The 23,415-nt window shown below is 50.9% G+C and carries 27 protein-coding genes; 18 read left to right on the top strand and 9 right to left on the bottom strand.

Going from position 1 to position 23,415, the window contains the following annotated elements:
- The first annotated feature begins 142 nt into the window (after window positions 1-142).
- From MHFGQ_RS12185 to MHFGQ_RS12150, 8 genes are all read left to right on the top strand, one after another.
- Window positions 143-520 carry a hypothetical protein gene (locus MHFGQ_RS12185; RefSeq protein ID WP_106005461.1) on the top strand — a complete coding sequence of 126 codons (378 nt, stop codon included), beginning with the start codon at window positions 143-145 and terminating at the stop codon, window positions 518-520.
- The gene (locus tag MHFGQ_RS12180; RefSeq protein ID WP_106005462.1) at window positions 513-800 is read left to right on the top strand and encodes a 4Fe-4S dicluster domain-containing protein; all 288 of its coding nucleotides are present in this window, start codon (window positions 513-515) and stop codon (window positions 798-800) included. The genes MHFGQ_RS12185 and MHFGQ_RS12180 overlap by 8 nt, the downstream gene beginning before the upstream one ends.
- A 2-nt stretch (window positions 801-802) precedes the next feature.
- Window positions 803-1,675 carry a glycine cleavage system protein GcvH gene (gene gcvH / locus MHFGQ_RS12175; protein WP_106005463.1) on the top strand — a complete coding sequence of 291 codons (873 nt, stop codon included), beginning with the start codon at window positions 803-805 and terminating at the stop codon, window positions 1,673-1,675.
- Entirely contained in the window at window positions 1,662-2,084 is a 423-nt protein-coding gene (locus MHFGQ_RS12170) for a putative zinc-binding protein (RefSeq protein ID WP_106005464.1), read from the top strand. The genes gcvH and MHFGQ_RS12170 overlap by 14 nt, the downstream gene beginning before the upstream one ends.
- A gap of 23 nt (window positions 2,085-2,107) precedes the next feature.
- Entirely contained in the window at window positions 2,108-2,527 is a 420-nt protein-coding gene (locus MHFGQ_RS12165; protein WP_106005465.1) for a putative zinc-binding protein, read from the top strand.
- Between the two features lie 8 nt (window positions 2,528-2,535).
- Window positions 2,536-2,868: a hypothetical protein gene (locus MHFGQ_RS12160; RefSeq protein WP_106005466.1), complete on the top strand. Its 333-nt coding sequence runs from the start codon at window positions 2,536-2,538 to the stop codon at window positions 2,866-2,868.
- Window positions 2,869-2,956: 88 nt separating this feature from the next.
- Window positions 2,957-4,108, top strand: coding sequence for a cysteine desulfurase (locus tag MHFGQ_RS12155; protein ID WP_106005467.1), 1,152 nt, complete (start codon window positions 2,957-2,959; stop codon window positions 4,106-4,108).
- A 91-nt stretch (window positions 4,109-4,199) separates the two neighbouring features.
- A complete protein-coding gene (locus tag MHFGQ_RS12150; RefSeq protein WP_106005468.1) occupies window positions 4,200-4,715 on the top strand; it encodes a (Fe-S)-binding protein in 516 nt (171 codons plus the stop codon).
- A 1-nt stretch (window position 4,716) separates the two neighbouring features.
- Here MHFGQ_RS12150 and MHFGQ_RS12145 read toward each other — a convergent pair whose 3' ends face one another.
- Entirely contained in the window at window positions 4,717-5,259 is a 543-nt protein-coding gene (locus MHFGQ_RS12145) for a permease (RefSeq protein WP_106005469.1), read from the bottom strand.
- Complete coding sequence (locus tag MHFGQ_RS12140) at window positions 5,256-5,738, bottom strand: permease (protein WP_106005470.1); 483 nt, start codon at window positions 5,736-5,738, stop codon at window positions 5,256-5,258. Before MHFGQ_RS12140 ends, MHFGQ_RS12145 begins: the two co-directional genes overlap by 4 nt.
- Before the next feature lie 163 nt (window positions 5,739-5,901).
- On the opposite strand from MHFGQ_RS12140, the gene MHFGQ_RS12135 reads away from it, so the two are divergent.
- Window positions 5,902-6,309: a PadR family transcriptional regulator gene (locus tag MHFGQ_RS12135; RefSeq protein ID WP_106005471.1), complete on the top strand. Its 408-nt coding sequence runs from the start codon at window positions 5,902-5,904 to the stop codon at window positions 6,307-6,309.
- Here MHFGQ_RS12135 and MHFGQ_RS12130 read toward each other — a convergent pair.
- Complete coding sequence (locus tag MHFGQ_RS12130; RefSeq protein WP_106005472.1) at window positions 6,306-6,518, bottom strand: DUF5320 domain-containing protein; 213 nt, start codon at window positions 6,516-6,518, stop codon at window positions 6,306-6,308. The genes MHFGQ_RS12135 and MHFGQ_RS12130 overlap by 4 nt on opposite strands.
- A gap of 110 nt (window positions 6,519-6,628) precedes the next feature.
- Window positions 6,629-7,822 (bottom strand): MFS transporter, encoded by a 1,194-nt coding sequence (locus MHFGQ_RS12125; RefSeq protein WP_106005473.1) that lies wholly within the window; start codon window positions 7,820-7,822, stop codon window positions 6,629-6,631.
- 223 nt (window positions 7,823-8,045) lie between these two features.
- Between MHFGQ_RS12125 and MHFGQ_RS12120 the strand changes: the two genes are divergently transcribed.
- The 5 genes from MHFGQ_RS12120 (at window position 8,046) to MHFGQ_RS12100 (ending at window position 12,162) form a co-directional block, all read left to right on the top strand.
- Complete coding sequence (locus MHFGQ_RS12120) at window positions 8,046-8,435, top strand: ArsR/SmtB family transcription factor (protein ID WP_106005474.1); 390 nt, start codon at window positions 8,046-8,048, stop codon at window positions 8,433-8,435.
- Window positions 8,436-8,544: 109 nt separating this feature from the next.
- Window positions 8,545-9,618 carry an ACR3 family arsenite efflux transporter gene (gene arsB / locus MHFGQ_RS12115; protein ID WP_106005475.1) on the top strand — a complete coding sequence of 358 codons (1,074 nt, stop codon included), beginning with the start codon at window positions 8,545-8,547 and terminating at the stop codon, window positions 9,616-9,618.
- A gap of 152 nt (window positions 9,619-9,770) precedes the next feature.
- Window positions 9,771-10,349, top strand: coding sequence for a hypothetical protein (locus MHFGQ_RS12110; protein WP_146127137.1), 579 nt, complete (start codon window positions 9,771-9,773; stop codon window positions 10,347-10,349).
- Between the two features lie 114 nt (window positions 10,350-10,463).
- Window positions 10,464-11,390: a phosphate/phosphite/phosphonate ABC transporter substrate-binding protein gene (phnD, locus tag MHFGQ_RS12105; protein WP_211292893.1), complete on the top strand. Its 927-nt coding sequence runs from the start codon at window positions 10,464-10,466 to the stop codon at window positions 11,388-11,390.
- 25 nt (window positions 11,391-11,415) lie between these two features.
- On the top strand, window positions 11,416-12,162 hold the full coding sequence (locus MHFGQ_RS12100; protein WP_106005477.1) for a HAMP domain-containing protein: 747 nt from the start codon (window positions 11,416-11,418) through the stop codon (window positions 12,160-12,162).
- A 166-nt stretch (window positions 12,163-12,328) separates the two neighbouring features.
- Here MHFGQ_RS12100 and MHFGQ_RS12095 read toward each other — a convergent pair whose 3' ends face one another.
- The 3 genes from MHFGQ_RS12095 to MHFGQ_RS12085 all read right to left on the bottom strand — a co-directional run bounded on the left by MHFGQ_RS12095 (window position 12,329) and on the right by MHFGQ_RS12085 (window position 15,194).
- The gene (locus MHFGQ_RS12095) at window positions 12,329-13,576 is read right to left on the bottom strand and encodes an IS4 family transposase (RefSeq protein WP_106005600.1); all 1,248 of its coding nucleotides are present in this window, start codon (window positions 13,574-13,576) and stop codon (window positions 12,329-12,331) included.
- A gap of 270 nt (window positions 13,577-13,846) precedes the next feature.
- Window positions 13,847-14,494, bottom strand: a complete 648-nt coding sequence (locus MHFGQ_RS12090; protein WP_146127125.1) for a response regulator — start codon at window positions 14,492-14,494, stop codon at window positions 13,847-13,849.
- Window positions 14,469-15,194, bottom strand: coding sequence for a sensor histidine kinase (locus MHFGQ_RS12085; RefSeq protein WP_170066191.1), 726 nt, complete (start codon window positions 15,192-15,194; stop codon window positions 14,469-14,471). Before MHFGQ_RS12085 ends, MHFGQ_RS12090 begins: the two co-directional genes overlap by 26 nt.
- A 120-nt stretch (window positions 15,195-15,314) precedes the next feature.
- On the opposite strand from MHFGQ_RS12085, the gene MHFGQ_RS12080 reads away from it, so the two are divergent.
- The 4 genes from MHFGQ_RS12080 to MHFGQ_RS12065 all read left to right on the top strand — a co-directional run bounded on the left by MHFGQ_RS12080 (window position 15,315) and on the right by MHFGQ_RS12065 (window position 21,180).
- A complete protein-coding gene (locus MHFGQ_RS12080; protein WP_106005600.1) occupies window positions 15,315-16,562 on the top strand; it encodes an IS4 family transposase in 1,248 nt (415 codons plus the stop codon).
- A gap of 313 nt (window positions 16,563-16,875) precedes the next feature.
- A complete protein-coding gene (locus MHFGQ_RS12075; RefSeq protein ID WP_170066424.1) occupies window positions 16,876-17,436 on the top strand; it encodes a 4Fe-4S dicluster domain-containing protein in 561 nt (186 codons plus the stop codon).
- Window positions 17,437-18,333 carry an NrfD/PsrC family molybdoenzyme membrane anchor subunit gene (nrfD, locus tag MHFGQ_RS12070; RefSeq protein ID WP_106006567.1) on the top strand — a complete coding sequence of 299 codons (897 nt, stop codon included), beginning with the start codon at window positions 17,437-17,439 and terminating at the stop codon, window positions 18,331-18,333.
- 21 nt (window positions 18,334-18,354) lie between these two features.
- On the top strand, window positions 18,355-21,180 hold the full coding sequence (locus MHFGQ_RS12065) for a molybdopterin-containing oxidoreductase family protein (RefSeq protein ID WP_106006566.1): 2,826 nt from the start codon (window positions 18,355-18,357) through the stop codon (window positions 21,178-21,180).
- A 50-nt stretch (window positions 21,181-21,230) separates the two neighbouring features.
- Here MHFGQ_RS12065 and MHFGQ_RS12060 read toward each other — a convergent pair whose 3' ends face one another.
- Window positions 21,231-21,989: a LytR/AlgR family response regulator transcription factor gene (locus MHFGQ_RS12060; protein WP_106006565.1), complete on the bottom strand. Its 759-nt coding sequence runs from the start codon at window positions 21,987-21,989 to the stop codon at window positions 21,231-21,233.
- Window positions 21,979-23,334 carry a histidine kinase gene (locus MHFGQ_RS12055; RefSeq protein WP_106006564.1) on the bottom strand — a complete coding sequence of 452 codons (1,356 nt, stop codon included), beginning with the start codon at window positions 23,332-23,334 and terminating at the stop codon, window positions 21,979-21,981. The genes MHFGQ_RS12060 and MHFGQ_RS12055 overlap by 11 nt, the downstream gene beginning before the upstream one ends.
- Window positions 23,335-23,415 lie beyond the last annotated feature (81 nt).

Genomic DNA, 23,415 nt, shown 5'->3' with positions numbered 1-23,415 from the left:
AACATCGATACGCACATTATAGCACATTATATTAGTAAAATGGAATATAATAACCTTGACAAATAAGTAGAAAGTTATATAATAAACCTATCAAGAACTGAACGGAATATATTTCCGGAGTATCAGGAAAGGGGAAATCAATATGCTTCAAGAAAGGCCGGGTTTGATCATGTGCGTCTGCACCGGCAAATGCCCGGGGTTTGCCAAGATGGACATCTGGGACTTTATTAACCGCGTACGGGTTGAGTTACCGGTGGAGTATGGGTTTATCCATCCCCAGTTATGCGAGGAGGACGGCGACCGCTTCCTGGCCGACTTCCTCAAGGCCCACCGCAGGGTCATGATTGCCGCCTGTGCCCCCAACATGCAGAATAAAATGTTCCGGGACGCCTTGACGGCAGCCGGGATGGATATGAAGACCGATTTTTACCCCCTGGATATCCGCGATTTGACCACCGAAGAAGCCTTCCAGAAAGTTGCCGACGCCCTTAAAGATTGGGAGGCGCGAGCCAATGGCTGAAACTACCTTTATGGGCGTCCCGCGGGATAAGATCACCTGGGCGCCGGTGATTGATTATACCAGGTGCAACTACTGCCTGGAGTGCGCTAAATTCTGTCCCCACCAGGTATATGAAATCCGTGAGGAAGAGCCCCGGCTTATCGTGGCCAATCCCAACAATTGTGTCGTCTTCTGTCGCGCCTGCGCCAAGACCTGCGGACCCGACGCCATTTCCTTTCCCGAAAAATCCCGCGTCCTGGAAACAATCAAGGCCCTGCGCCAGCAAGAAGGGGGTAAATAGCCGTGGCGGCAAAGTATGTTATCTTACCCTGTAACGGCCTGGATAAAGAAGCCGGCTGCCTGGCCCGGGAACTGGCCCTCAAAATGGCGGCAGCTATGGACGGCGAGATCATCTGCCCGGTGCTTTACCAGACGGCGCCGTCCCGTTATGCCTCCCTCCTCCAGGAAGGAAACCTCATAGTTATCGACGGCTGCGCCACCCGCTGCGCCAGCCGCATTGCCGCCAATAATAACCTGAAGATTTCCCGCAAGATAACCATGGCCGAAGAAGCTAAAAAGAGGGACTATAATCCCGGCCCGGACTGGCGGCTGGGGGCAGGGGCGGCGGCCTTTGTAGAGGATGTCTGGCGCTCCTGGCAGCCTGTATTCATGGAACAGGGAGCCGGCCGGGCATCGGAAGAAAACACCGGTCTTTTTGCCGGCCCTGTGGAATACGCTATCCATCGCCACGATAAGTTTATCTTCCGGGTCCCCCTGGAAGGCTTTTACTTCAACGAGAACGACTGCTGGGTGCAGGTAGAGGGGAACAGGGGCCGCGTAGGCATCAGCGACTACCTGCAGCAGAACCTTTCCGATATCACCTTTGTCACGCCCCCCGACCCAGGTACGGAAGTGGAGCAATTCGGCGAGATGGGAACCATCGAATCGGCCAAGGCGGTGTATGAGCTGGTTTCCCCGGTTACCGGTAGAGTGGTGGCCATTAATGAAGCCGTCCTGGAGGCGCCGGAACTCATCAATGAAAACCCCTATGAAAAGGGCTGGATTGCCGAACTGGAACTGACCAATTTTGAGGCTGACCGCGAATTTTTACTGGACGGGCGGCGCTATCTGGAAGTATTGAAGGAAAAGGTGGCTGATTTCAATGCCGGGAAATAGCTTCCGCAAAGTTTACGTCATCCCCTGTAGCGGCATCGGCAAGATGTACGGCCTCCTGGGCCGGGAAGCAGTTTTAAAGACCGTAAAAGAGCTGCGGCCCGATAAAGCGGCGACCATGTGCCTGGCCCTTCTGGTTTACGGCGACGATGAGGCCAGGAAGGAGATCAACGGGGCCAGGTGCATTACCGTGGACGGCTGCCCAAAGCTCTGCGCGGCCAAGAACGTCGAACAGGCCGGCGGCGTGGTGGTGGAAAGGGTCCGCGCCGTGGATGCCTTCCGCAACCACCGAGGTGTCGATGCCGGTACCGCCGCTCACTTGACGGCGGCAGGGTGGCAGATTGCCGACGAGCTGGCTGCCGACCTGGCCGGTAAAGTCGACCGCTGGTATGACGCCAGCGAGGAGAAATAAACGCCTGTGGGGGAGGAGAAAGCATGAGCGAAGAAGGAAGATTATCGGTGGGCCTGATTTCCTGCAGCGGCGAGGCCTGCCCCGGGGGGACCATTTCCCGCCTGGCCACCCAGAAAGTGCTGCGCTCCATCAGGCCGGGCTATAATTTCGTAACTATATGCCTGCCGCTGTTTATGGCCGGCGGCGAGGAAGAACGCAACTTCGCCCGCGATTATCCCACGATAACCATTGACGGGTGCGAAAAATGTTGCGCTTTAAAGGCCACCGAAGCCTTGAGCGGGCCGGTGAGCGGCAAGGTGGTTGTTACCGATCTTATTGCCAAAGAAGACATCGGCGAAGGCACTTTATCCATTAGGGAGCTTACAGGGGAGCAGAAGGCCATGGTGGATCATGTGGCGGCCGCTATCCTGGAGCAGGTGACAAAAATTAAGCAGGAGGGTTAAAGTTAAAAATGGCTAAAGTGAAAGTGGAGATTTATGATTACCCGAGTAGCGGGGGTGGCTGCGGTTGCGGTTGTGGCGGCGGTGCGGCCATGACCACGGCAGCGATTAAAAAGCAGGTCGGCGAGTTGCAGCAGCAGCTTGAGGAAAAGTTCGTCGGGCAGGCGGAGGCGGTTTACATCGACCTCCGGGCAGTACCCCGGAATCAGGTGCCGTCAGAGCTGCGGGCCCTTACTAACGGCCCTTACCCGGCGCCCCTGGTAGTGGTCGACGGCACGCCGCGTTATGCCGGAGATATCCCCTTTGACGAAATTATAAAAGAGGTTGAAGGGCTTCTGGCTTAATTGGCCGGGAGCGGGCAGGGAGGATAAACGAGATCCTCCCTTTTTCCGTTGCTGGAGATGTTTAGAGGACGGGCAGGGGGTGTAAACAGTGGCCATTTACCTGGATAACGCCGCTACCACCTTTCCCAAGCCGCCGGCGGTCTGGCAGGCCATGGAGCATTTTATGAAGAATATCGGGGCTAGCGCCGGTCGTGGCGGTTACCGCCGCGCCCTGGCGGCGGAAGAGATAGTCTTCCAGTGCCGGCGGCTACTGGGGAAGTTATTTAACATTAATGACGCCACTCGCATCGTCTTTACGGCCAACGCCACCGAGGCAATCAACCTGGTCCTCAAGGGCTGGTTGAACCCCGGCGATCATGTCATTACTACGGCTATGGAACATAATGCCGTCTGGCGCTGTTTGAAAACCCTGGAGAAGGAACGCGGTATAAGCATTACCGTGGTGCCCTGCCGGGAAGACGGCGAACTGTTAATGCCAGAGTTGGATGCGGCCTTCCGGGAGGAAACGCGCCTGCTGGTCTGCACCCACGCCTCCAATGTTACGGGAACGGTGATGCCGGTACAGGCAATTACGGCCGCGGCCCACCGGTACGGGGTGCCGGTTCTGCTGGACGCCGCCCAGACGGCCGGGGCATATCCCATCGATGTCCGGGAACTAGATATCGATTTCCTGGCCTTCACCGGTCATAAAGGCTTACTCGGCCCTACGGGTACCGGCGGTCTCTATATACGTCCCGGTTTGGATTTGCGTTCCTTGAAGGAAGGGGGGACCGGGTCGGTGTCCCGCCTGGAGTATATGCCGGAGAATTTGCCGGACCGCTTTGAGGCCGGGACATTGAATATGGTAGGTATCGCCGGCCTTAAAGCGGCGGTGGAATATATACTTAACCAGGGGATCGACCGTATCCGTGCCCACGAGGAAGAGCTGACGGCCAGGATGCTGGCGGGGCTGGCAGGCTTACCTGGGGTGACCGTCTATGGCCCCCGGGAAACGGAGCGCAAGGTGGGCGTGGTGTCCTTCAACCTAAAAGAGCTAGCCCCGGAAGAGGTGGCCTACGCCCTGGACGAGGGCCACGATATTATGGTCCGGGTGGGCCTGCACTGCGCGCCCCTAGCCCATAAAACCATCGGCACCCTGGAGCGGGGAACGGTGCGGGCCAGCGTGGGTTATTTCAATACCGCGGAAGAGATAGATGCCTTTTTAGCGGCGATAAAGGAGATTATTGAAATATCAAGCTGAAGCGTTTGAGAAACTTCGCTATTTTAGACCATTTTCATGATGGTTGTGTTTGACACTCATGAGAGTAGCGGACAGAGGGGAGGTACTGCCTGTGTTTCTGGAAAAAATAGACATCACCAAAGTGGAAACTTGCCTGGCCGATGCAGAGAAGATCCGCCTGCAGGCGGTTTTGAGCCGGGACATTGAGGAGTTATTACCTTATCTTAATACCGTGATTAAGAATGCCGTATATAACCATTACGGCAAAAACCTGACTTTTATGAAAGAGTTCAGGTTGATTACCCTCTACCCCCGCAAGCTTACAATGGCCAAGGCCGTCAATATGACGGACGCCCTCCAGGTGCTGGACTGGCTCAAAGATTTAATCAACGATACCCACCGGCGGCAAAAGGAAATCCCGCCCACTTTCGTCAAAAAGGAAAGGCCCACAGCCCTGCAAATATACAAATGGCTGCCCGGGACCAATTGCCGCCGGTGCGGCCAGTTGACCTGCCTGGCCTTTGCCGCCAGGTTGCTGAGCGGTGAGAACGCCCTGGCGGATTGCCCGCCCCTGGCAGAGCCGGACAATAGTGAACGCTTTAACGCCCTGCAGGGGCTGCTGGAATAAACTATGGATTTGCCATCTGGCGCCGGTAGAATTCCGCTTTGTCTTCCGCGTCTATAAGGCGATCGATAAAATAAGCAATGGCCAGTATCCCGGGGACGTTGACCAGCCAGCGGGTAAGGGCGAACTTTATGCCCAAGGCTGACATTTCAAAGAGAAACATGGGGATTTTTAAAGTCGCCCAGGAACAGAGAAAAATAATAATGTTCCTGTATTTAGTACCCTTCTTTGCCATGACGGCGGCCACCGGGAAGGCGCCGTAGAGGGGCCCGGCGGCGGCCGCCCCCAGCACTATGCTTAAGACAATACCCTTTAAGCCGGAACCTTCACCCAGGTAGCGGATAATAGTTTCCCGCGGCACCCAGACATCCAGCAGGCCCAGGAGGAGAAAAATCGGCGGGATGATGGCGAGCATCTCGGCAAAGTTGCCGGCGGTGTATTTGAAAATTGTTAAGCCGGTGTCTGGATGAAAGATTGTTATTATCAAATCAAAGAGGATAATTAATAAAAAGTAGCGGTAAGTTTTAATTAAGTTAAGTAAGTTCACGATCCCACCACCATCCCGATGATAATAGCCACGATAAAGGAAAAGACATAGCTTAAAGAATTACGGAGGATAGTTTCTTTTTTACCGAAATACCTGCTTTCCAGGGGAGCGGTGACGACGCCCACCATCATCAAGGTGGAGACAAAGACGGCCATCTGCATGATACCGGCGCCCCGGTCGAGGAGGGATTTGGCCAGGGGGAAGGCGACGAAACCGGGGATGAGGGTGATGGAGCCGACTATGGAGCTAGCCAGCATGCCCCAAAAACCGCTGCTTTTGCCTACCAGGGTGGCAATGGTGTGAGGTGACAGGTAAGTGAGCATGATACCTATCAGGGCCAGCACGACGGCAAAATCGGGTAAGATGTTGGTAAAGGCCTTCCATCCTTTCATCACGGCCATTTTTGTTTTTTGCCGGTCTTTGATGAAGGAAAACACCAGCCCCCCCAAGGCCAAGAGATAGAGAAAGAGGGTAAACACAGCTCTGCTCCTTTCTGCCTTCCTTAGTTTTTACTGAGTTTTTACTGGGGATTAAGATTTTTTACAGCTTGCTGTCCCTTATGTTGACAGCAGAGAATTAATGTTTTATCTTTAAATTGTGTTAGCAACATACATATGTAAATAACAGATAGGAAGTGGTCCCATGTGCGGTCACGGTCCCGGCGGCCACCATGGCCGCTGCGATTGTCGCGGCGCCCGCATGGAAGGTTTTATGCAGCCCTGCTTGTTATTATTACTGTATGAGAAACCCACCCATGGTTACGAACTGATGGAAAGCATGAACCGCCTGGGATTATGGGAAGGCGTTCCCGATGCCGGGGCGGTCTACCGCCATTTACGCCGCCTGGAGGAAGAAGGTTTGGTGCGGTCCCACTGGTCGACAGTTGGCCCTGGACCGGCCCGGCGGAGGTATGAGATAACCCCGGAAGGGATAGATTACCTTCACGACTGGGCGGTGACCATCCGGCGCAATAAAGCCGCCCTGGACACCTTCCTTCGCCGTTACGAAGCTATTTTTGGTCAGGACAAAGACATGGAGAAGGGGAATTAAGCCCCTTCTCCCAGTTCCTTCAGCTTTTCCTCCACGGCCTTCACTTCGGCCTGTAGCTCTTTAAGATACTCTTCCAGGCGGGACTTTTTCTCCGCGGTGGTAAAAAAGCGACGGTGGAAGCTCCCGTGGTGATGACCGCGGCAGCAACTTCCCCAACGCGGTCCGCAGCCATGACCACCAATAGGACCGTGCCCGGCATAGTTACACAATGTTTCTTTCCCCTTTTATTTTTTTGAGTAGCTTATATATGCTTTTAACATATATAAGCTACAAACATCATACTACTAATTGGTATCCAAGTCAAGGGGACTTCCACCATTTAGCGTGTATCGCCGGCCGGTTCCATACCTGTCGAGGCGGCAGTATCGCCGCGCACCACCAGGGACGCTAGGATGATTAAAAGGAACAGGCAGAGGGCATAAAGGGCAAAGAAACGGCTGAAATTAAAAGCATGGATAAGGCGGCCGCCGATGGCCGTCCCAACGCCGCCGCCACCCATAAAGGCGAAGGCTACCAGGGACATGGCCGTACCCCGCGCCCGGGCGGCGAATTCCGTAGCTATGGTAAGGAGGGTAGAGTGGGCGAGCATGAAACCCAAGCCCAGCAGGGCCACTCCTGCTATTAACGTCGGAAGCTGGTGACCGTAAACCCAAAAGAGGAGGTCTGCTGCGGCGGCCGCCAGCAGGCCCGCCATTAGTACCGGGCGCCGGCCGTTCCGGGCCGCCAGCGGACCGCTGAGACGCCCGGCCACAACGGCGGCGATACCAAAGGCGGTCATAATCAGGCCGATGACAAAGTTATTATAATGATAGGTTTGGGCGATATAGGCTCCGAGATAAGAGAAAGAACCGACGATAAGGATACCTTCGAGGAGCACTACCAGGTAGACGGACGCACTCTTGGTGTTCCCCAAAAGGCGCAGGTAGGGGGCGAAGAACTGGCTTCGGGGATTGCGGACCGAAGGTATCCTGCGGCCGATGGTGTAAAGCAACAGGGTGGACACCAGAGCAAGGACGGCGTAGGCGGCAAAAACCCCGCGCCAGCTCAGGAAATAGGCTATAGTACCGCCGATAGCCATACTTAGGCCCTGGCCAAGGAAGGATATGCCCATAAAAGTACCGATGGCGGACTGGCGCTCCTGGATAGGGAATACATCGCCGATAAGGGCCAGGGAGATGGGCATTACCGAGGCGGCAAAGATGCCGGTCAAGGCACGATAAAAGGCAAGGCCGGTGAGGCTGAAGCCCAGTGCGCTGAGGCCTGTACCCAAGGTAAATAAGGCCATGGAGAAATTGATTACCTGGCGCTTACCGTAACGGTCGGCCAAAGGGCCAAAAATTAGTTGGAACAGGCCGAAGGGGATCATGTAGGCCGTAATCAACAGGCCGGCCCGGACGGTTTCAACATTTAAAGAGCGGGCTATGGCCGGCAGGATGGGTGAAACCACCCAGTTGTCGGCCATAACGGTAAAACCGGCCAGACCTAAGATGAGAATAAGGGTGTTACGTTGCATTTGCATATATCCTCCTAAAAAATAATATAGAAATAAACGCATATATAACATAGCAAGCTCCATGTCATTTGTCAAGAAAAATTTCGCGAAAAATAAATTAAGCGAAAAGAAGATAAAGCATAGACCAACCTGTAAAACTTAAGGCGAACTCTTAAATATTGTTGACAAAGTCCCTGAACTTCAATATTATATAATTAATGACTTATATAAGGAGGTGAAGGGGGTGACATTAAAGGAATGGGAAAAGGCCTTTAAAGCTTTGGGCCAGCACCTGCGTCTCAGGATTATCGCCTTATTGGCCGAAGAGGAGCTGTGCGTCTGCGAGCTGGAAGAGATCCTGGGCATCACCCAGCCGGCCATCTCCCAGCACCTGCGGGTCCTGAAAGAAGCGAACCTGGTTTGGGAGGAAAAAGTGAGCCAGTGGGTGTTCTACCACCTCAATAAAGAAAAATTAGCCGCGGTTCTCCAGGGATGGCTGGCCTATCTGGAGGTACCCCTGGGAGACAAAGAGGAGTTTGCTGCCGACTATGAAAAGCTGCAACAGCTATTGGAAAATCCCAAGGTTGCCTGTCGTCCCCTCCGGAAGATGGGTAGTAAGGAGAGGGATGGTTAGGAATTGTTGGTGCGAAGAAGCGTTTCCGCCCGGAAGGCACAACAAAGGCAATAAAGAGGAATGTTGGCGTAATGTAACAGAGAAAGACCGGCGAGGAGGTTTATAGTTAATGGCAACTGCAGACAACAGTCAACCTGTGGCCAGGTTATCCCTGCTGGACCGCTTTTTGACCCTGTGGATCTTCCTGGCCATGGCCTTCGGTGTATCCCTGGGTTATCTTGTGCCCGGGGTGGCGGATGCCCTGAATAAGATGTCGGTCGGTACAACCTCAATTCCCATCGCCATCGGCCTGATCGTCATGATGTACCCGCCCCTGGCCAAAGTGAAATACGAGGAACTGGGTAAGGTGTTCCGCAACGGTAAAGTAATGGCCTTATCCCTTATCCAGAACTGGATTATCGGTCCCATCCTGATGTTTATCCTGGCCATCATCTTTTTGCACAATTACCCGGAATACATGGCCGGCCTCATATTAATCGGCCTGGCGCGCTGCATCGCCATGGTCATCGTCTGGAACAGCCTGGCCCGGGGTGATGCCGAGTACGCCGCCGCCCTGGTGGCCCTGAACTCCATCTTTCAGGTTATTTTTTATTCAATTTATGCCTATATTTTCATTACCTTGCTGCCGGCGTGGCTGGGCTTTCAGGGGATGAAAGTCCATGTCTCCATCGGCGAGGTGGCGACCAGCGTGGCCATTTACCTGGGTATCCCCTTCCTGGCCGGCGTAATCACCCGCTTCACCCTGATGCCTGCCCGGGGCAAAGAATGGTACGAGAAGACCTTTGTCCCTAAGATCAGTCCCCTGGCCCTGATTGCTCTATTGTTTACTATTGTGGTTATGTTTTCCCTTAAGGGCCAGTATATCGTTTCCCTACCCATGGATGTGGTAAGGGTCGCCATTCCCTTGATTTGTTACTTTGTCCTCATGTTCTTAATTTCCTTTTTCCTCAGCATGCGCCTGGGTGTAAATTACGAACAGACAACAACCCTTTCCTTTACCGCCGCCAGCAACAACTTTGAGCTGGCCATCGCCGTGGCCGTAGCCGTCTTCGGCATCAATTCCGGACAGGCCTTCGCGGCTGTCATCGGTCCTCTTATTGAAGTACCGGTAATGATCGGCCTGGTGAACGTGGCCTTAAGCTTCCAGCGGCGGTATTATGGAGCGGTACCGAGCAGGAAGTAAGCAGGAAAGGCGGGAAATCGGACGGGAAAAGGGAGGCCGCAAGCCTCCCTTTTGCTATTACATCGTAGGGGAATAGACAGGTAAGTTTTACTTGTTGGCCCCTCCGGGAAGTGTTAAAATATTGGCAGAAAGGAGAGGGGAAGGGGATGGCCATGTCGGAAAAAGAAATAATAGAAGGCGCTCGGAAAGAGATTGCTGCGGCTTCGGAATTTTGTTATTATCATTTGGCCCAGCGTACGGATAACCTCTCCTTGCGGATAGATAATTTATCCCAACGTATTGATGGCCTTAAAGATAGTTTAGAGGGAAAAATAGCAACCCTGGACCAAAGAATAGATAATTTACGCCAGGAGATGAAAGAAGATCTTAACAAACTGCGGCAGGAGACGAAAGCAGAGATTGACAGGTCGAACCGTGAGCTAAAAGAAGAACTTGAAAGAGTGCGGCAGGAGACGAAGGCGGAGGTTGACAAGTCGAGCCGCGAGATGAAAGAAGAGCTCGACAAACTGAACCGGGAGACGAAGGAAGATCTTAACGGCTTGGAAGGCAAGTTAAACCTATTACGTGATGAAATGAAAGAAGCGTATAACAGGTTGGAGGAAAAATTCAATTTACTGCATCAAGAATTACATGAGTACAGCAGGAGTCAAAGGAATACTTTAGCCGGTGTGATTCTCAGCGCCCTGGCCATAATAATAACCGTATTGTTAACAGGAAAGTATGGTTTTTGAGATATTAAAATGTAATTTATGGCATGTAAAAGAAAAGGGCAGGAATCTTCAATAATGGCGTTGAAGCTTTTTGTAGCGTTTCAATGCCATTATTTTTTAATGCGGGGTGTGTCCATGAAAAAATTAATGGCAGGTATGATTTTAACTATGTTAACCTTTCTCCTGATTACAGGCTGCGGACAGGAAGAGGTGGCCAGGATAAACCTAACGTCTATCCAGGCCAATACTGAAAAAATAGTTGAGCAACCGGTTTCCCGGGACCCGGAAACGATATATTTCGGCTTTGATCGCCGCCTGGAGATTAAAGAGGACGTAAAAATGTACGTTCCCTTTCTCCGTTATTTGGAAAGTCAAACAGGGTATAAGTTCAAGTTGCATGTAACCCCTAAAAACAGAAGCATAGTTGAAGAATTGGGAGCAGGTGTCGTCCAGATAGCTGCGGTGGGAACGGTGAGTTACCTCCAGGCCCATGAAAAGTATGGAGTGGAGTTAATTGTTCGGGGGCGCTGTGCCAATGACGGCCTTTATCAATCTTTGATTATTACCAGACCATCGAGCGATATTTACAATTTGGCCGACCTGCCCGGCCATAGTTTTGCCTTTGGCGCCCGCAACTCCACCCAGGGTAATTTAATTGCCAGGATCATGCTTGCCGAAGCAGGAATTTCTCTGGAGCAATTTTCCCGTTATGATTACCTGACCTCCCATGCTGAAGTGGCCAACGCCGTCATGAGTGGAGAGTTTGATGCCGGTGCCATCCAGGACACTTTGGGTCGTTTCCTGGCCGGCCGGGGCCTCGTCCGGATCGTAGCCCAATCCAAATATTACCCTAGCAGTGGCATTGCCGTTAACGCTAATATCCAGCCGGAGGTAATAAGAAAGATCCGGGATGCCCTTCTGGCTTTTGACCCCCAGGGTAAAGAACGCGATATGCTGTACAACTGGGATCAATCAGAAATGCCCAATGGTTTTATGCCCACAAGTAATGAAGAGTATAGTGAGTTGCGGCGATGGGCCGAACAGTTCGGTTTATTAAAGTAAAGTAGTCGGTCGGGGGTTTTAAACATTGCGTTTACGAACTAAAATTTTGCTGACGGTTTTTGGGATAGTTGTTTTTTTAGGACTGTTGATGGTCTTAGGTACCCGTCAGGTGATTGAAAGGGCTCTAAATAATCAGGTGGCAGATAAAGAACTTTCTCTGGTGCAGGTAGTAGCTGAAGATATTGCCAATCCATTGTTGGATGGGGACGTTCTGGTGGTCCAACGCATGTTGGAAGCGGTTGTACGTATGAACCCTAATAACATTTATGCATTTGTAACCGGTCTGCCCTCCGGGATGGTCATTCATACATTCCCTAAAGGTTTTCCCGCCGGCCTTATTAATATTAACCCGGTACCTCCCGGGGAACGTTCCAGCATGCGGATTTTGGACAGCGAACAGGGACTTATTCGGGATGTGGGGTACAAAATACTTGATGGCCTTGATGCCGAACTGCATATAGGTTTTAGCCAGCAGGAAGTTCGGCAGGCCACCGGTAAATTGGCCAGGACCGTAATTTTATTAACGATAATCGGCATGTTAACAGCGCTGGTGGTGGCTTCATTTTTAAGTCGGCGGATTCTTAAACCCCTGGAGAAATTGACCCTTTCCCTGCGTCGCCTGGGGGAGGGTTACCTGGGAGAAACGATTAAAGTAGCGGGTAATGATGAATTAGGGGAACTGGCTGTATGTTTTAATGAGATGTCCAGCCGGTTAAAGGAAAGCATAGACGGCCTGAGAACTTCCGAGGCTAATTACCGTTTGCTTCACTAGCGTTGCATAAAAATTTTTAGCACAGTGCAAGGCAATATATGGAAGGCAGAATATGTTATATAATAACATTAATGGTGTATACAACCATGCATTTTCTTCCTTCACTGGCCAAAGGACTTAGGTTATCAGGGGTAGTCCTTATCCACATATTGCCATATAAAGTTGCTTAAAGAACTAAGGGGTCATAAGTTACGTCGTTTAAATAATCAGCTTCGCCAGCTAAAACTTGCTTTACTAAATCCTGATAGATGCCTTCATAGTCTATCTTGTGCCGCCCATAAGACCTTCGTTTGGGTTTACGGTGCAGGCTTTGGACGAAGAAGGTAAAGGGCTCATATAGACAGGTGCGGATTAAACGTTTAATAGTGAGCAATGGTCCTTGATAGCCGGCCTTTAATTGCAGCATAACCATCAGGCAGTAGGTTATTAGCGCTATGAAGAGCTGGTTTTCTACAGCCTGTTCGCTTTTACCATAAAAATGTTTCACCTGCAGGTGTTGTTTCATCCATTTGAAGAAGAGTTCTATCTGCCAGCGCTTACGATAAATCTCGCTTAATTCTTCCGCCGGTAACTCGAAATCATTGGTGACTATAATTACCGGTTGCCCTTGGGTATCTTCGGTTGTTATCAGCCGTAAAGGGTGCTTCATTTTGGTAACTCCATCTTTGCCAAGGTAAACAAGCTGTTCCTTTTTAACCTTGCTGTCAGGGTTTACCGGCAACTCGGCGATTATTTCTACCAGAGCATTACCCTTTAAGCGGCTGGCAAAGCGGACGCCTTCTTCACAGTATCTGTCAAACTTCTTGTAATCGACATAGCCGCGGTCAAAGACGTTTAAGGCTTCTTCTTCCTCTACTACGAGGGTATCCATCTGGGTTTTATCTGCCTTCCGGGCCGGGGTGACAATTGCTTTATCAGGTAGAACCTCTTCTTCACAGAACTTTAAGCGCAGGTGGAGTTTTATCCCGCTTTTAGTCCTACGAAACTCGGCCCAGAGGTACTGGGTAAAACAGAGACTAATGATAGTGGAATCGATGAGGTAAATACGTCCTGCGGTATTTCTTAAGTTTTCAAAGCCGATTTCCCGGCCTATCCGGGTGGTGAGATGGCTGAATAATAGCCGGATGAATTGCGGCGATAAATCCCTTAAACGGCGCGCTATCTGGGAGAAACTGATACTCTCTAAATTGATAGCCAGGCTAAATTGCGGGTCATTGAAGCTATTGCTGATATCCCGCAAGCCATTAAGTTGTTCCAGCTGAGCGAAGGCTATTAGTTTAATGAGTTGAAGGGAATTTAGCTTCTTAGCGTACTTATCGACCCCCATACCGGCGGTTAACTGCCAAAAATAGTCGTTAGAAACTGGAGCAAACAGTTGATGAAATGTGGATAATGTGGTATCCTTACCTTGCATTTGGGCCTCCTTATGTTAGAGGTTGGGGCAAGGACTACCCTCAATCTCTAGTATAAGGAGTTTTTTCTTGCAAGGCTAGGTTATTTCAGGAATTTGGCTGTTTTTTGGGCGTTATTTCCCTTGACAAGTTTATTTTTTCTTTATGCAACGCTAGTGTTTTGCACTAATAAATTATAAAAAAAGCCGCGTCTCCTTCTAACTTCCCAAGAGACCGGCTTTTACTTAGGTAAAAACCCTGAATTTACATCAGGTAAATACCCTGGTTTGGTTTTAAGGTTTTACCAGGCCACGGCGCCAGGCATATTTAGTTAACTCGATGCGGTTATGCAAATTAAGTTTACGCATTAGATTGGTGCGGTGAAAATCTACAGTCTTACTGCTGATATGCAGCAATCCGGCAATTTCCCGGTTAGTACGGCCCTGGGCCAGCAGAATCAAGATTTCCCGCTCCCGTTCTGTCAGGGTATCAAGTTCATCTGTCTCTTCCATCATCCCGCCATAACGGTAGTCGGCCAGGACCGTTTCCGTTATGGCGGGGTCCAGGAAGGCCTTGCCGGCATAGAGGGAGCGGATGGCAGCTACCAGCTCGTCGGCAGCCGCCCTCTTCAACACGTAACCGGAAGCGCCCATTTTTAGTGCCGGAAGCAAATACTCCCTGTTTTCATGCTGGGTCAGGATTAATACTTTTATCCCTTCATTGTAATCTTTAATCTGGCGGGTTACGGCCAGGCCGTCAAGGCCTGGCATGGCAATATCCAGCAACACGACATCCGGATTTAAGCAACGAATTAATTTTAAAGCTTCTTCGCCGTTACCTGCCTCCCCTATTACCCGGATATCTTCCTGGAAAGACAGCAATGCCTTCAGGCCGGCCCTAAAGAGGGTATGATCATCAACAATCAAAACCTTGATGGCCATTATAACCTTCCTCCTTGCTAACAGGTAAGGTTACGTTGATTTCCGTACCCTGCCCGGCGGCGGTCCGCACTTCCAGGTCTCCCCCCAGCAATCTTGCCCTTTCTTTCATGCCCAGGATCCCTAGAGGTCTGCGTGCATTCCGTGGATTCATCACCGCCTCCATATCAAAGCCGCAACCGTCATCTTTAACCTGAAGCTTAATCTCATCTTGAAAGAAATGCAATTCTACGGCAACCTGCCGCGCAGAAGCGTATTTAATAATATTGGTAACGGCCTCCTGGGTAATCCGGAAAATAGCTATCTCTATTTCCGCCGGTAGGCGCCCGGGATTTCCTCCAATATTAAAGTTTAGGCAGATACCGGTAGGCTTTAGTTTCGTTTCCAAATACCAGCGAAGGGCCGGAATGAGCCCCAGGTCATCAAGTAAACTGGGGCGCAGGTCATAAATAATACGGTGGAGTTCCTTTAAGGCCTGGTTAACGCCTTCCTTTAACTCCTCCAAAATATTCTCCACTCCTTCCTCCTTTTGGCCGGCCATGGTGGCAGCCGTTTTAAGGCCGACCAGGAGGGCCGATAGGGACTGGCTTGTTTCATCATGTAGTTCGCGGGCGATACGCTGGCGTTCGCTTTCCTGGGCGGTTATAATTTTATTTAAAAGCAAACGCACTAGCGTTGCATAAAGAAAAAATAAACTTGTCAAGGGAAATAACGCCCAAAAAACAGCCAAATTCCTGAAATAACCTAGCCTTGCAAGAAAAAACTCCTTATACTAGAGATTGAGGGTAGTCCTTGCCCCAACCTCTAACATAAGGAGGCCCAAATGCAAGGTAAGGATACCACATTATCCACATTTCATCAACTGTTTGCTCCAGTTTCTAACGACTATTTTTGGCAGTTAACCGCCGGTATGGGGGTCGATAAGTACGCTAAGAAGCTAAATTCCCTTCAACTCATTAAACTAATAGCCTTCGCTCAGCTGGAACAACTTAATGGCTTGCGGGATATCAGCAATAGCTTCAATGACCCGCAATTTAGCCTGGCTATCAATTTAGAGAGTATCAGTTTCTCCCAGATAGCGCGCCGTTTAAGGGATTTATCGCCGCAATTCATCCGGCTATTATTCAGCCATCTCACCACCCGGATAGGCCGGGAAATCGGCTTTGAAAACTTAAGAAATACCGCAGGACGTATTTACCTCATCGATTCCACTATCATTAGTCTCTGTTTTACCCAGTACCTCTGGGCCGAGTTTCGTAGGACTAAAAGCGGGATAAAACTCCACCTGCGCTTAAAGTTCTGTGAAGAAGAGGTTCTACCTGATAAAGCAATTGTCACCCCGGCCCGGAAGGCAGATAAAACCCAGATGGATACCCTCGTAGTAGAGGAAGAAGAAGCCTTAAACGTCTTTGACCGCGGCTATGTCGATTACAAGAAGTTTGACAGATACTGTGAAGAAGGCGTCCGCTTTGCCAGCCGCTTAAAGGGTAATGCTCTGGTAGAAATAATCGCCGAGTTGCCGGTAAACCCTGACAGCAAGGTTAAAAAGGAACAGCTTGTTTACCTTGGCAAAGATGGAGTTACCAAAATGAAGCACCCTTTACGGCTGATAACAACCGAAGATACCCAAGGGCAACCGGTAATTATAGTCACCAATGATTTCGAGTTACCGGCGGAAGAATTAAGCGAGATTTATCGTAAGCGCTGGCAGATAGAACTCTTCTTCAAATGGATGAAACAACACCTGCAGGTGAAACATTTTTATGGTAAAAGCGAACAGGCTGTAGAAAACCAGCTCTTCATAGCGCTAATAACCTACTGCCTGATGGTTATGCTGCAATTAAAGGCCGGCTATCAAGGACCATTGCTCACTATTAAACGTTTAATCCGCACCTGTCTATATGAGCCCTTTACCTTCTTCGTCCAAAGCCTGCACCGTAAACCCAAACGAAGGTCTTATGGGCGGCACAAGATAGACTATGAAGGCATCTATCAGGATTTAGTAAAGCAAGTTTTAGCTGGCGAAGCTGATTATTTAAACGACGTAACTTATGACCCCTTAGTTCTTTAAGCAACTTTATATGGCAATATGTGGATAAGGACTACCCCTGATAACCTAAGTCCTTTGGCCAGTGAAGGAAGAAAATGCATGGTTGTATACACCATTAATGTTATTATATAACATATTCTGCCTTCCATATATTGCCTTGCACTGTGCTAAAAATTTTTATGCAACGCTAGTGAGTGCAAAATATATTTTTCACTGTGGAGGTGAAAAAGGATACGTGATGCAAAGGTTAAAAAACTGAAAAGATAGCATAAAAGTAACTTTTTAGAAAAAGGAGGTTAGTCCTGTGCCCGATGCTAAACCTAAAAAGTACGGGATGGTTATCGACCTGCGTCGCTGTGTAGGCTGCATGTCCTGCACCATAAGCTGTAAAATGGAAAATGGAATTCCTTTGGGTTTTTTTCGCTCCTGGGTAAATATGGCGGAAAAAGGCAAATTTCCCGAAGTACGGCGCTATTTCCAACCGCGACTCTGCAATCATTGTGAAAAGGCGCCATGTGTCCGGGTATGCCCGGTGAAGGCTTCTTACCGGCGCGAAGACGGTGTGGTTTTAATTGATCGTGACCGTTGTATTGGGTGTGGATATTGCGTGGAAGCATGTCCTTACCATGCCCGATTTATTAACCCCAATACGAAAGTGGCCGAAAAGTGTGATTTTTGCCGGGAAAGAATGGAAAAAGGGTTACCCCCGGCATGTGTGCACAACTGTATGGGTAAAGCCCGTATTTTTGGTGACTTGAATGATCCCCAAAGCGATATCGCCCGGCTGCTGGCGGTTAACCCGGCCCGGCAACTGAAGGTAGAATTGGGTACAATGCCCCATGTTTATTATATAGGTCTCGACGAATTCCTGGTTATGGTTAAGGAGGGGGCATAAATGATAGTTAATATGACCTATACGGTAATGAATGCTGCTCCCTGGAATGTACTTGTTCCCATATACCTGTTTCTTCTTAGCATTAGTGCCGGCACAATTATGATAACTGGCGGGAGCCGGTTGCTGGGCGGACAGATTGACCAATTGTGGCAACGCCGCGCCGGTTATTTAAGCCTGGTGACTCTTGCCCTGGCGGCCTTTATCTTGCTTTTGGACCTGCATCGCCCGTTACGCTTCTGGCATTTATTCAATCCCGCCAATTTTAATGTCAACTCGCCGATGGCCTGGGGGGCCTGGCTGTTACTCTTTTTCGGCCTGGCCTTAATCTTTAGCCTGCGTCCTTTTACCTTCCATCTATCCGGTTCTGCCGGAGCAGAAACGGCTGCCACGGGGGAAGGAGCCACACACCGATCGACCTTGTTTATCATGTTTATCCTGTCTTTGCTGCTGGCAGTATATCCTGGTTTCGAGCTTGGTGTGCTGCAAGGTAAAGCCCTCTGGCAGAGCGAAATTCTGCCGGCATATTTCTTAACCACTACTTTTCTCGCCGGCCTGGCGGTGACGATGCTGATCGGTCCGGGCGAGGGGATAAACGTAAGGGCAAGGGGATTAATGCTGGGGGGTATTATTGCCAGCCTGGTCTGGATTATCTCCCGCACCTTGCTCCTGGCAGCCGGAGGAGAGGCAGGGATACTCGCCCTGCGCACCTGGTGGAGTAATCCTTTCTTTTACCTGGGCGAGATTCTTCTTGGCCTTATCCTGCCCATGGGTTTGCTTCTTGCAGCTAAAAAACCGGATATTGCCAGGTTAAAGTTTGCCGCCATACTGGTTTTAATCGGCGTTTTCTGTATGCGCTATGCCTTGCTTACAGCCGGAAACCTGGCGGTATTACCATAGGTAGTCAGGAGGGTGGATTTTATGGAAAACAAAACCGGATTTACCCTTTCCCGGAGAACCTTTCTAAAATTATCCAGTACCCTGGCCGCCGGGGCGAGTCTGGGGCTGGGGAGCAATTACCTCTGGGGTTTGAGGCCCGCCCGGGCGATCGGCGAACCGGTTCCTGATGGTGTCCAGGTTAAATATACTGCCTGTGCCATGTGCCCTTCAGAGTGCGGCCTGGAAATGTGGGTAAAGGACGGTAAACTTATTAAGATTTATGGCAATGAAGCTTGTCCCTATAATAACGGCGCCTGCTGTGCCAAAGGAGCAGCCAGCGCTCAGCTGGTCTATTCGCCGGAGAGGGTCAAATACCCCATGATCCGTGAAGGTGAGCGGGGCGAGGGCAAGTTCCGTCGCGCCACCTGGGAAGAGGCAATTGATTATATTGCCAGGAAGATGGTGGCTATAAAAAAAGAATACGGCGCCGAAGCCATTATCATGGATACCGGCGACGTTACCGACCGTGACCAGTACTGGCGGTTGTTTTTCGCCTTCGGTACGCCCAACTGTGTGGAACACGGCTCGATCTGCGATACTCCCAGGCGCCATGGCCCAAAGCTGATGCTGGGCGGGAAGCGCATTGAACCCGACGTCATGCGGCCGGTGCTGGTACGCCAGCCTGACGGCGGCCTGCAGAAAGATTATCGTTATTATACCAAATTAATTATCTATGTAGGGTGGAATCCCTTTGTTGCGACCCGGATTAATTACGAAAGTAGAGGTACGGTAGGGGCCAAGGTAGAAAACGGCTGCAAGGTTATTGTCGTAGACCCGGCCCATACCAATACGGCCGCCCAGGCCGATATGTGGCTGCCTATCCGGCCCGGGACCGATCCCGACCTCTTTGCTGCTATGCTACGCTATATTTTGGAGAACGACAATCCCCATGATCCCAACCGGCGTTATATCGACTGGCAGTTCAAGAATTATAGCCTTGGCTGGGAAGAATTTGAGGCGGCCTTCAAATCCTGGTGGAGCAGGCTGGATCCCATTAATAATTTACCTTACTACAGCCTGGAATGGGCGGCAAATCGGACCGGCTTACCCAAAGAAAAGATCGCCGAGGTAGCCCACCTTTTCGGTATAACCAAACCGGCGGCCCTGGTGTGGGGCATGCAGAGCCCCGGACACCATTATAACGGCTACGTGGCTTCGATCCTGGGAACGGCCCTCAACATCATTACCGGCAATTTTGACGTGCCCGGCGGGGCCATCGATACTGAAATAACTAAAGCCAGCAAGGGCGGTAAAGCTACCGGCAAAGATTTCAAAAAGCGTAAAGTTAAACGCCTGGTTAACGGTCAGGAAATTGAAGCTGAAATCGAAAAGCTGCATATGGATGCCTACGGCGACTGGCCGGCGGCCTGGGATGATGTGGTGGGCGATTATCCGCGGCGATTTTTAGAGGGAGTAACAATAAATTACGGTCCCTTTAAAGGCTATAAGTATCCAATCAAAGGCTTTTTCATCCGGACGGGAAATCCGGTTATAACCGGTTCAGCCACCTGGAAATGGCAGGAGGCGCTGACCGCTAAAGACGGCAACGGGGAATACAAAGTATCCCTGGTGGTGGCCATTGATTCCCTGTTTTTAGAGACCGGTCTTTATGCCGACGTAATTTTACCTGAAGCCAGTTTTGTAGAGCGGATGAGCTTAAGTGATATTTATCCTTCCCACCCGGTACTCTACCTCCGGGATGAAGTCATTAAACCCCTGCATGAGTGCAAGACGCCGACGGAGATTATGAATATGCTGGCCAGGCGCCTGGCCGAACTGGGAGACCCCGATATTAAGGGCAGTGACTTCTGGGAGAAGTATCGCACCCAGGAGGATTTCGTCAACGAGATGCTGGCCCCGGCGCCGGGTTATTACAACATCGGTGAGCCTTTACCTTATCCCAATCTACCTTACGGCTATAAATTAATTGGTACACCGGATTCATTAGAAGCAGGGCGGGTAAAAATCGATCATGAAAAGAAAGAAGTTACCGGTGAATTATTAACCGTAAAGTGGCTGCGGGAACACCAGGGCGTTGCCGTCTGGCCCATGAGCTGGTACCGCTACCGCAAATTTGACCCAGAAAAAGGCTATGTTCCCAATGGGATCTGGCCACCCACAGATTCCAAACTTATTGAATTCAAATTTAAACGTTACGAGCAGTATAACAAACTTATTGATGAAAGTGGTATCATCCCTCTGGGCTTAAAGCAAGTAGGTTTTGACCGCTATCCTTCCAGCTTCTACTGGTTTGAGACGAAATGGAATCCGTATACCAATCCTAAATACCAGAAGTATGCCGCGGAGTATCCTTTCCAGCTTATCTGCGGTCGGGTCCATCACGCCATGTCCGGAACCCACATGGTGCCCTGGCTCGGCGAAACTCCCGTGGAAGGTACCTGGATGCCCCTAAATAATAGTTTTCAGTATAATATCGTTGATACTAAAAACGGTCAATATATGACGGTACCCCATACTTTTAAACCCGGTACCTGGTGTGTGGGAACCATAATGATGAATATTGAGGATGGGAAAAAATTGGGTTTAAAGACGGGCGATATGGTGGTAGTAGCCAACCCTCTGGGTAAAGAGGTGCGGGGTAAAGTATTCCTGACGGAAGGCATACGGCCTGGGGTTATCAAGATGGGTTTTGGTACCGGCGGTCGTTTTTCCTCCGGGTTAGGGACCACCTACCATCAGCGGGAATATACCCCCAATCATAATGAATTGGTAGATCCTGATAATCTTACCCCGATTATGGGCATGCCAACGTATGCCGATATGATAGTAAAAATAACCAGGGCCTAAAAGGCTTAAAAAAGGCCGGGGAAATCGCCTTACCGATTTCCCCGGCCTTTTTAATTAATCCCCAGGAGGCTTTTTAGTTTCCGGGCCTGATTGCGGCTAACGGGCACCTCGCTCTGCTGCTTGTCGGCCATGATCAGGGTATAGGTGCCGTTAAAGAAGGGAACGATTTCCCGCACCCTGGTCAGGTTGACTATATAGCAGCGGTGGCAGCGGAAGAAAGTGCGGGGGTCCAGACGGTTTTCCAGCTCTTTAAGGGTAAAACGGGTGAGGTATTGTTCGTTTACCGTTTTTAAATAGACATTATCCCCCTGGGTGCAGGCATAAATAAGGTCGTTTTGGTCCAGGAGGATGGTCTTGCCGTCCTTTTCCACCGGCAGGCGGTTGAGGCGTCCCTTGCCGTCCCCGGCAGCGAGGGTTTCTTGATGGGGCTGCTGCTGACGCTGCTCCACCAGACGGCGGATCTTTTCTATGGCCTGGCCCAGACGTTTTTCGTCGAAGGGCTTTAAGAGGTAATCTACGGCGTTTACTTCAAAGGCCTGCAGGGCGTATTCTTCATAGGCCGTGACAAAGATAATGAAGGGCGGGTTGGGGCGTTTTTGAATGGCCCGGGAGAGTTCCAGACCGTTCATCCCGGGCATGTTGATGTCCAGGAAAAGTACGGTGTAATCAAGGGCGCTGACGAGGTTTAAAGCTTCCCTGGCGTTGGTGGCCTCGCCCACCACTTCTATATCTTTAAACTCCTGGAGCATAAAGCGCAGTTCCTGCCGTGCCGGGTATTCGTCATCGACTATTAAGGCTTTAAGCTTCATTGAGCAGCAACTCCTTTGCCGTGGCGTCTTTAACGATAGCCGGCCGGAGGACCGGTACCCGGAGGTAAACGGTCGTACCTTGTACGCCGCTTTCCACGCGCAGCCCGTACTCCGGGCCGTAAAGGTTCTGGAAACGCAGGTTGACGTTGCTTAAACCGACACCGTTGCCCGAGCCGTACCCCGGCTGAAGGACCAGGGGTATTTTTTCCGCCGGGATACCGATCCCGTCATCCTGCACGGTTAAATGGAGCTCGTTTTCACTCAGGCGGCCGGAGATTTTAATCATGCCGGGGCCTTCTTTAGGTAGCAGGCCGTGGTTGATGGCGTTCTCCACCAGGGGCTGCAGGCTGAGGACGGGGATGTGATAATCCAGCAGGTTTATAGGGACATCCTGGAAGTAACGAAATTTATTGCCGAAACGGGCCTTTTCCAATACCAGGTAGGTGCGAACGCATTCCAGCTCTTCCCGCAGGGTGGTCAGGCTGCCGCGGCGGTTCAACGTCCGGCGGAAGAGGCTGGCCAGGCGGATCAGCAGGCGGCGCGCCCGCTCCGGATCGGTCCGGCTGAAGCTGATAATGGTATTTAAGGTGTTAAAGAAGAAGTGGGGATTGATCTGGGCGTTCAATGCCTCCAGCCGGGCTTCGGTCAAAAGCTGGCGCTGGCGATCCAGCTCGGCCAGTTCGATCTGCAGACTTAAAAGATCGGCCAGGCCGATGGCCAGGCGGATGATCTGGGGCGGGAAGACGCCCTCCCGGGTCTGGTAGAGTTTTAACGCGCCGACTATTTCTTCCCGGCATTTTAAGGGTACGATAACAGCGGCCTTCAACGGGCAGTTACAACCCATGTTATAACGTGGGCAACAAAGCCCCTGGGGGGTATGGACAACCTTCAATTTTCCCGTGGCGATGACTTCTTTGGTGGCCTCCGTTAAAATGCGGTCACCGGCCCGGTGCTGATCGCAGCCCACCCCCAGAAACGTCAGGACGTTTTCCCGATCGGTTATGGCGATGGCCGGAACTTCGGTGATGTTTTGGATGATCTCCGCCGTTTTGGCGGCCGTAACTTCATTCAATCCGGCACGTAACACCGGCAGGGTTTCGTGGGCTATCTGCAGGGTGGAGGCAAAAATGCCTTCCGTAGCGTCGTTTTCCTCTTCCTGCTCTACCGGCGACTGGGTCAGGGAACACGGCGGCCCCTGCAGAACCTTCAGCAGCCCTCCTCCCAGGGCGTTTATACCTGCCAGGGCAAGAAGGGCGGGGAGGGTAGGGACATGAAAGAGGAGACGGCTGACCAAAGTCTCCGCCAGGGTCAGGGCTAAGAAAAGGAGGTAGTATCTATAGGGCATGGTATATTTCCCCCGATCAGGTGACGAAAAATTAAGAAAGAAGATGCCGGCTTTTATTACTTTCATGCTACAACGAACCGG

The organism is Moorella humiferrea (genome assembly GCF_039233145.1).
GTDB classification, from domain to species: domain Bacteria; phylum Bacillota; class DSM-521; order Neomoorellales; family Neomoorellaceae; genus Neomoorella; species Neomoorella humiferrea.
This window is presented reverse-complemented; position numbering and strand designations above follow the sequence as displayed.

Bases quoted from the DNA above. Each gene is read 5' to 3' on its own strand.
- MHFGQ_RS12080 (WP_106005600.1), top strand. From the start codon at position 15,315: ATGCAAGGTAAGGATACCACATTATCCACATTTCATCAACTGTTTGCT.
- arsB (WP_106005475.1), top strand. From the start codon at position 8,545: ATGGCAACTGCAGACAACAGTCAACCTGTGGCCAGGTTATCCCTGCTG.
- MHFGQ_RS12165 (WP_106005465.1), top strand. From the start codon at position 2,108: ATGAGCGAAGAAGGAAGATTATCGGTGGGCCTGATTTCCTGCAGCGGC.
- nrfD (WP_106006567.1), top strand. From the start codon at position 17,437: ATGATAGTTAATATGACCTATACGGTAATGAATGCTGCTCCCTGGAAT.
- MHFGQ_RS12180 (WP_106005462.1), top strand. From the start codon at position 513: ATGGCTGAAACTACCTTTATGGGCGTCCCGCGGGATAAGATCACCTGG.
- MHFGQ_RS12075 (WP_170066424.1), top strand. From the start codon at position 16,876: ATGGTTATCGACCTGCGTCGCTGTGTAGGCTGCATGTCCTGCACCATA.
- MHFGQ_RS12065 (WP_106006566.1), top strand. From the start codon at position 18,355: ATGGAAAACAAAACCGGATTTACCCTTTCCCGGAGAACCTTTCTAAAA.
- MHFGQ_RS12095 (WP_106005600.1), bottom strand. From the start codon at position 13,576: ATGCAAGGTAAGGATACCACATTATCCACATTTCATCAACTGTTTGCT.
- MHFGQ_RS12170 (WP_106005464.1), top strand. From the start codon at position 1,662: ATGCCGGGAAATAGCTTCCGCAAAGTTTACGTCATCCCCTGTAGCGGC.
- MHFGQ_RS12185 (WP_106005461.1), top strand. From the start codon at position 143: ATGCTTCAAGAAAGGCCGGGTTTGATCATGTGCGTCTGCACCGGCAAA.
- MHFGQ_RS12160 (WP_106005466.1), top strand. From the start codon at position 2,536: ATGGCTAAAGTGAAAGTGGAGATTTATGATTACCCGAGTAGCGGGGGT.
- MHFGQ_RS12135 (WP_106005471.1), top strand. From the start codon at position 5,902: ATGTGCGGTCACGGTCCCGGCGGCCACCATGGCCGCTGCGATTGTCGC.
- MHFGQ_RS12090 (WP_146127125.1), bottom strand. From the start codon at position 14,494: ATGGCCATCAAGGTTTTGATTGTTGATGATCATACCCTCTTTAGGGCC.
- MHFGQ_RS12060 (WP_106006565.1), bottom strand. From the start codon at position 21,989: ATGAAGCTTAAAGCCTTAATAGTCGATGACGAATACCCGGCACGGCAG.
- phnD (WP_211292893.1), top strand. From the start codon at position 10,464: ATGAAAAAATTAATGGCAGGTATGATTTTAACTATGTTAACCTTTCTC.
- MHFGQ_RS12125 (WP_106005473.1), bottom strand. From the start codon at position 7,822: ATGCAACGTAACACCCTTATTCTCATCTTAGGTCTGGCCGGTTTTACC.
- MHFGQ_RS12055 (WP_106006564.1), bottom strand. From the start codon at position 23,334: ATGCCCTATAGATACTACCTCCTTTTCTTAGCCCTGACCCTGGCGGAG.
- MHFGQ_RS12110 (WP_146127137.1), top strand. From the start codon at position 9,771: ATGTCGGAAAAAGAAATAATAGAAGGCGCTCGGAAAGAGATTGCTGCG.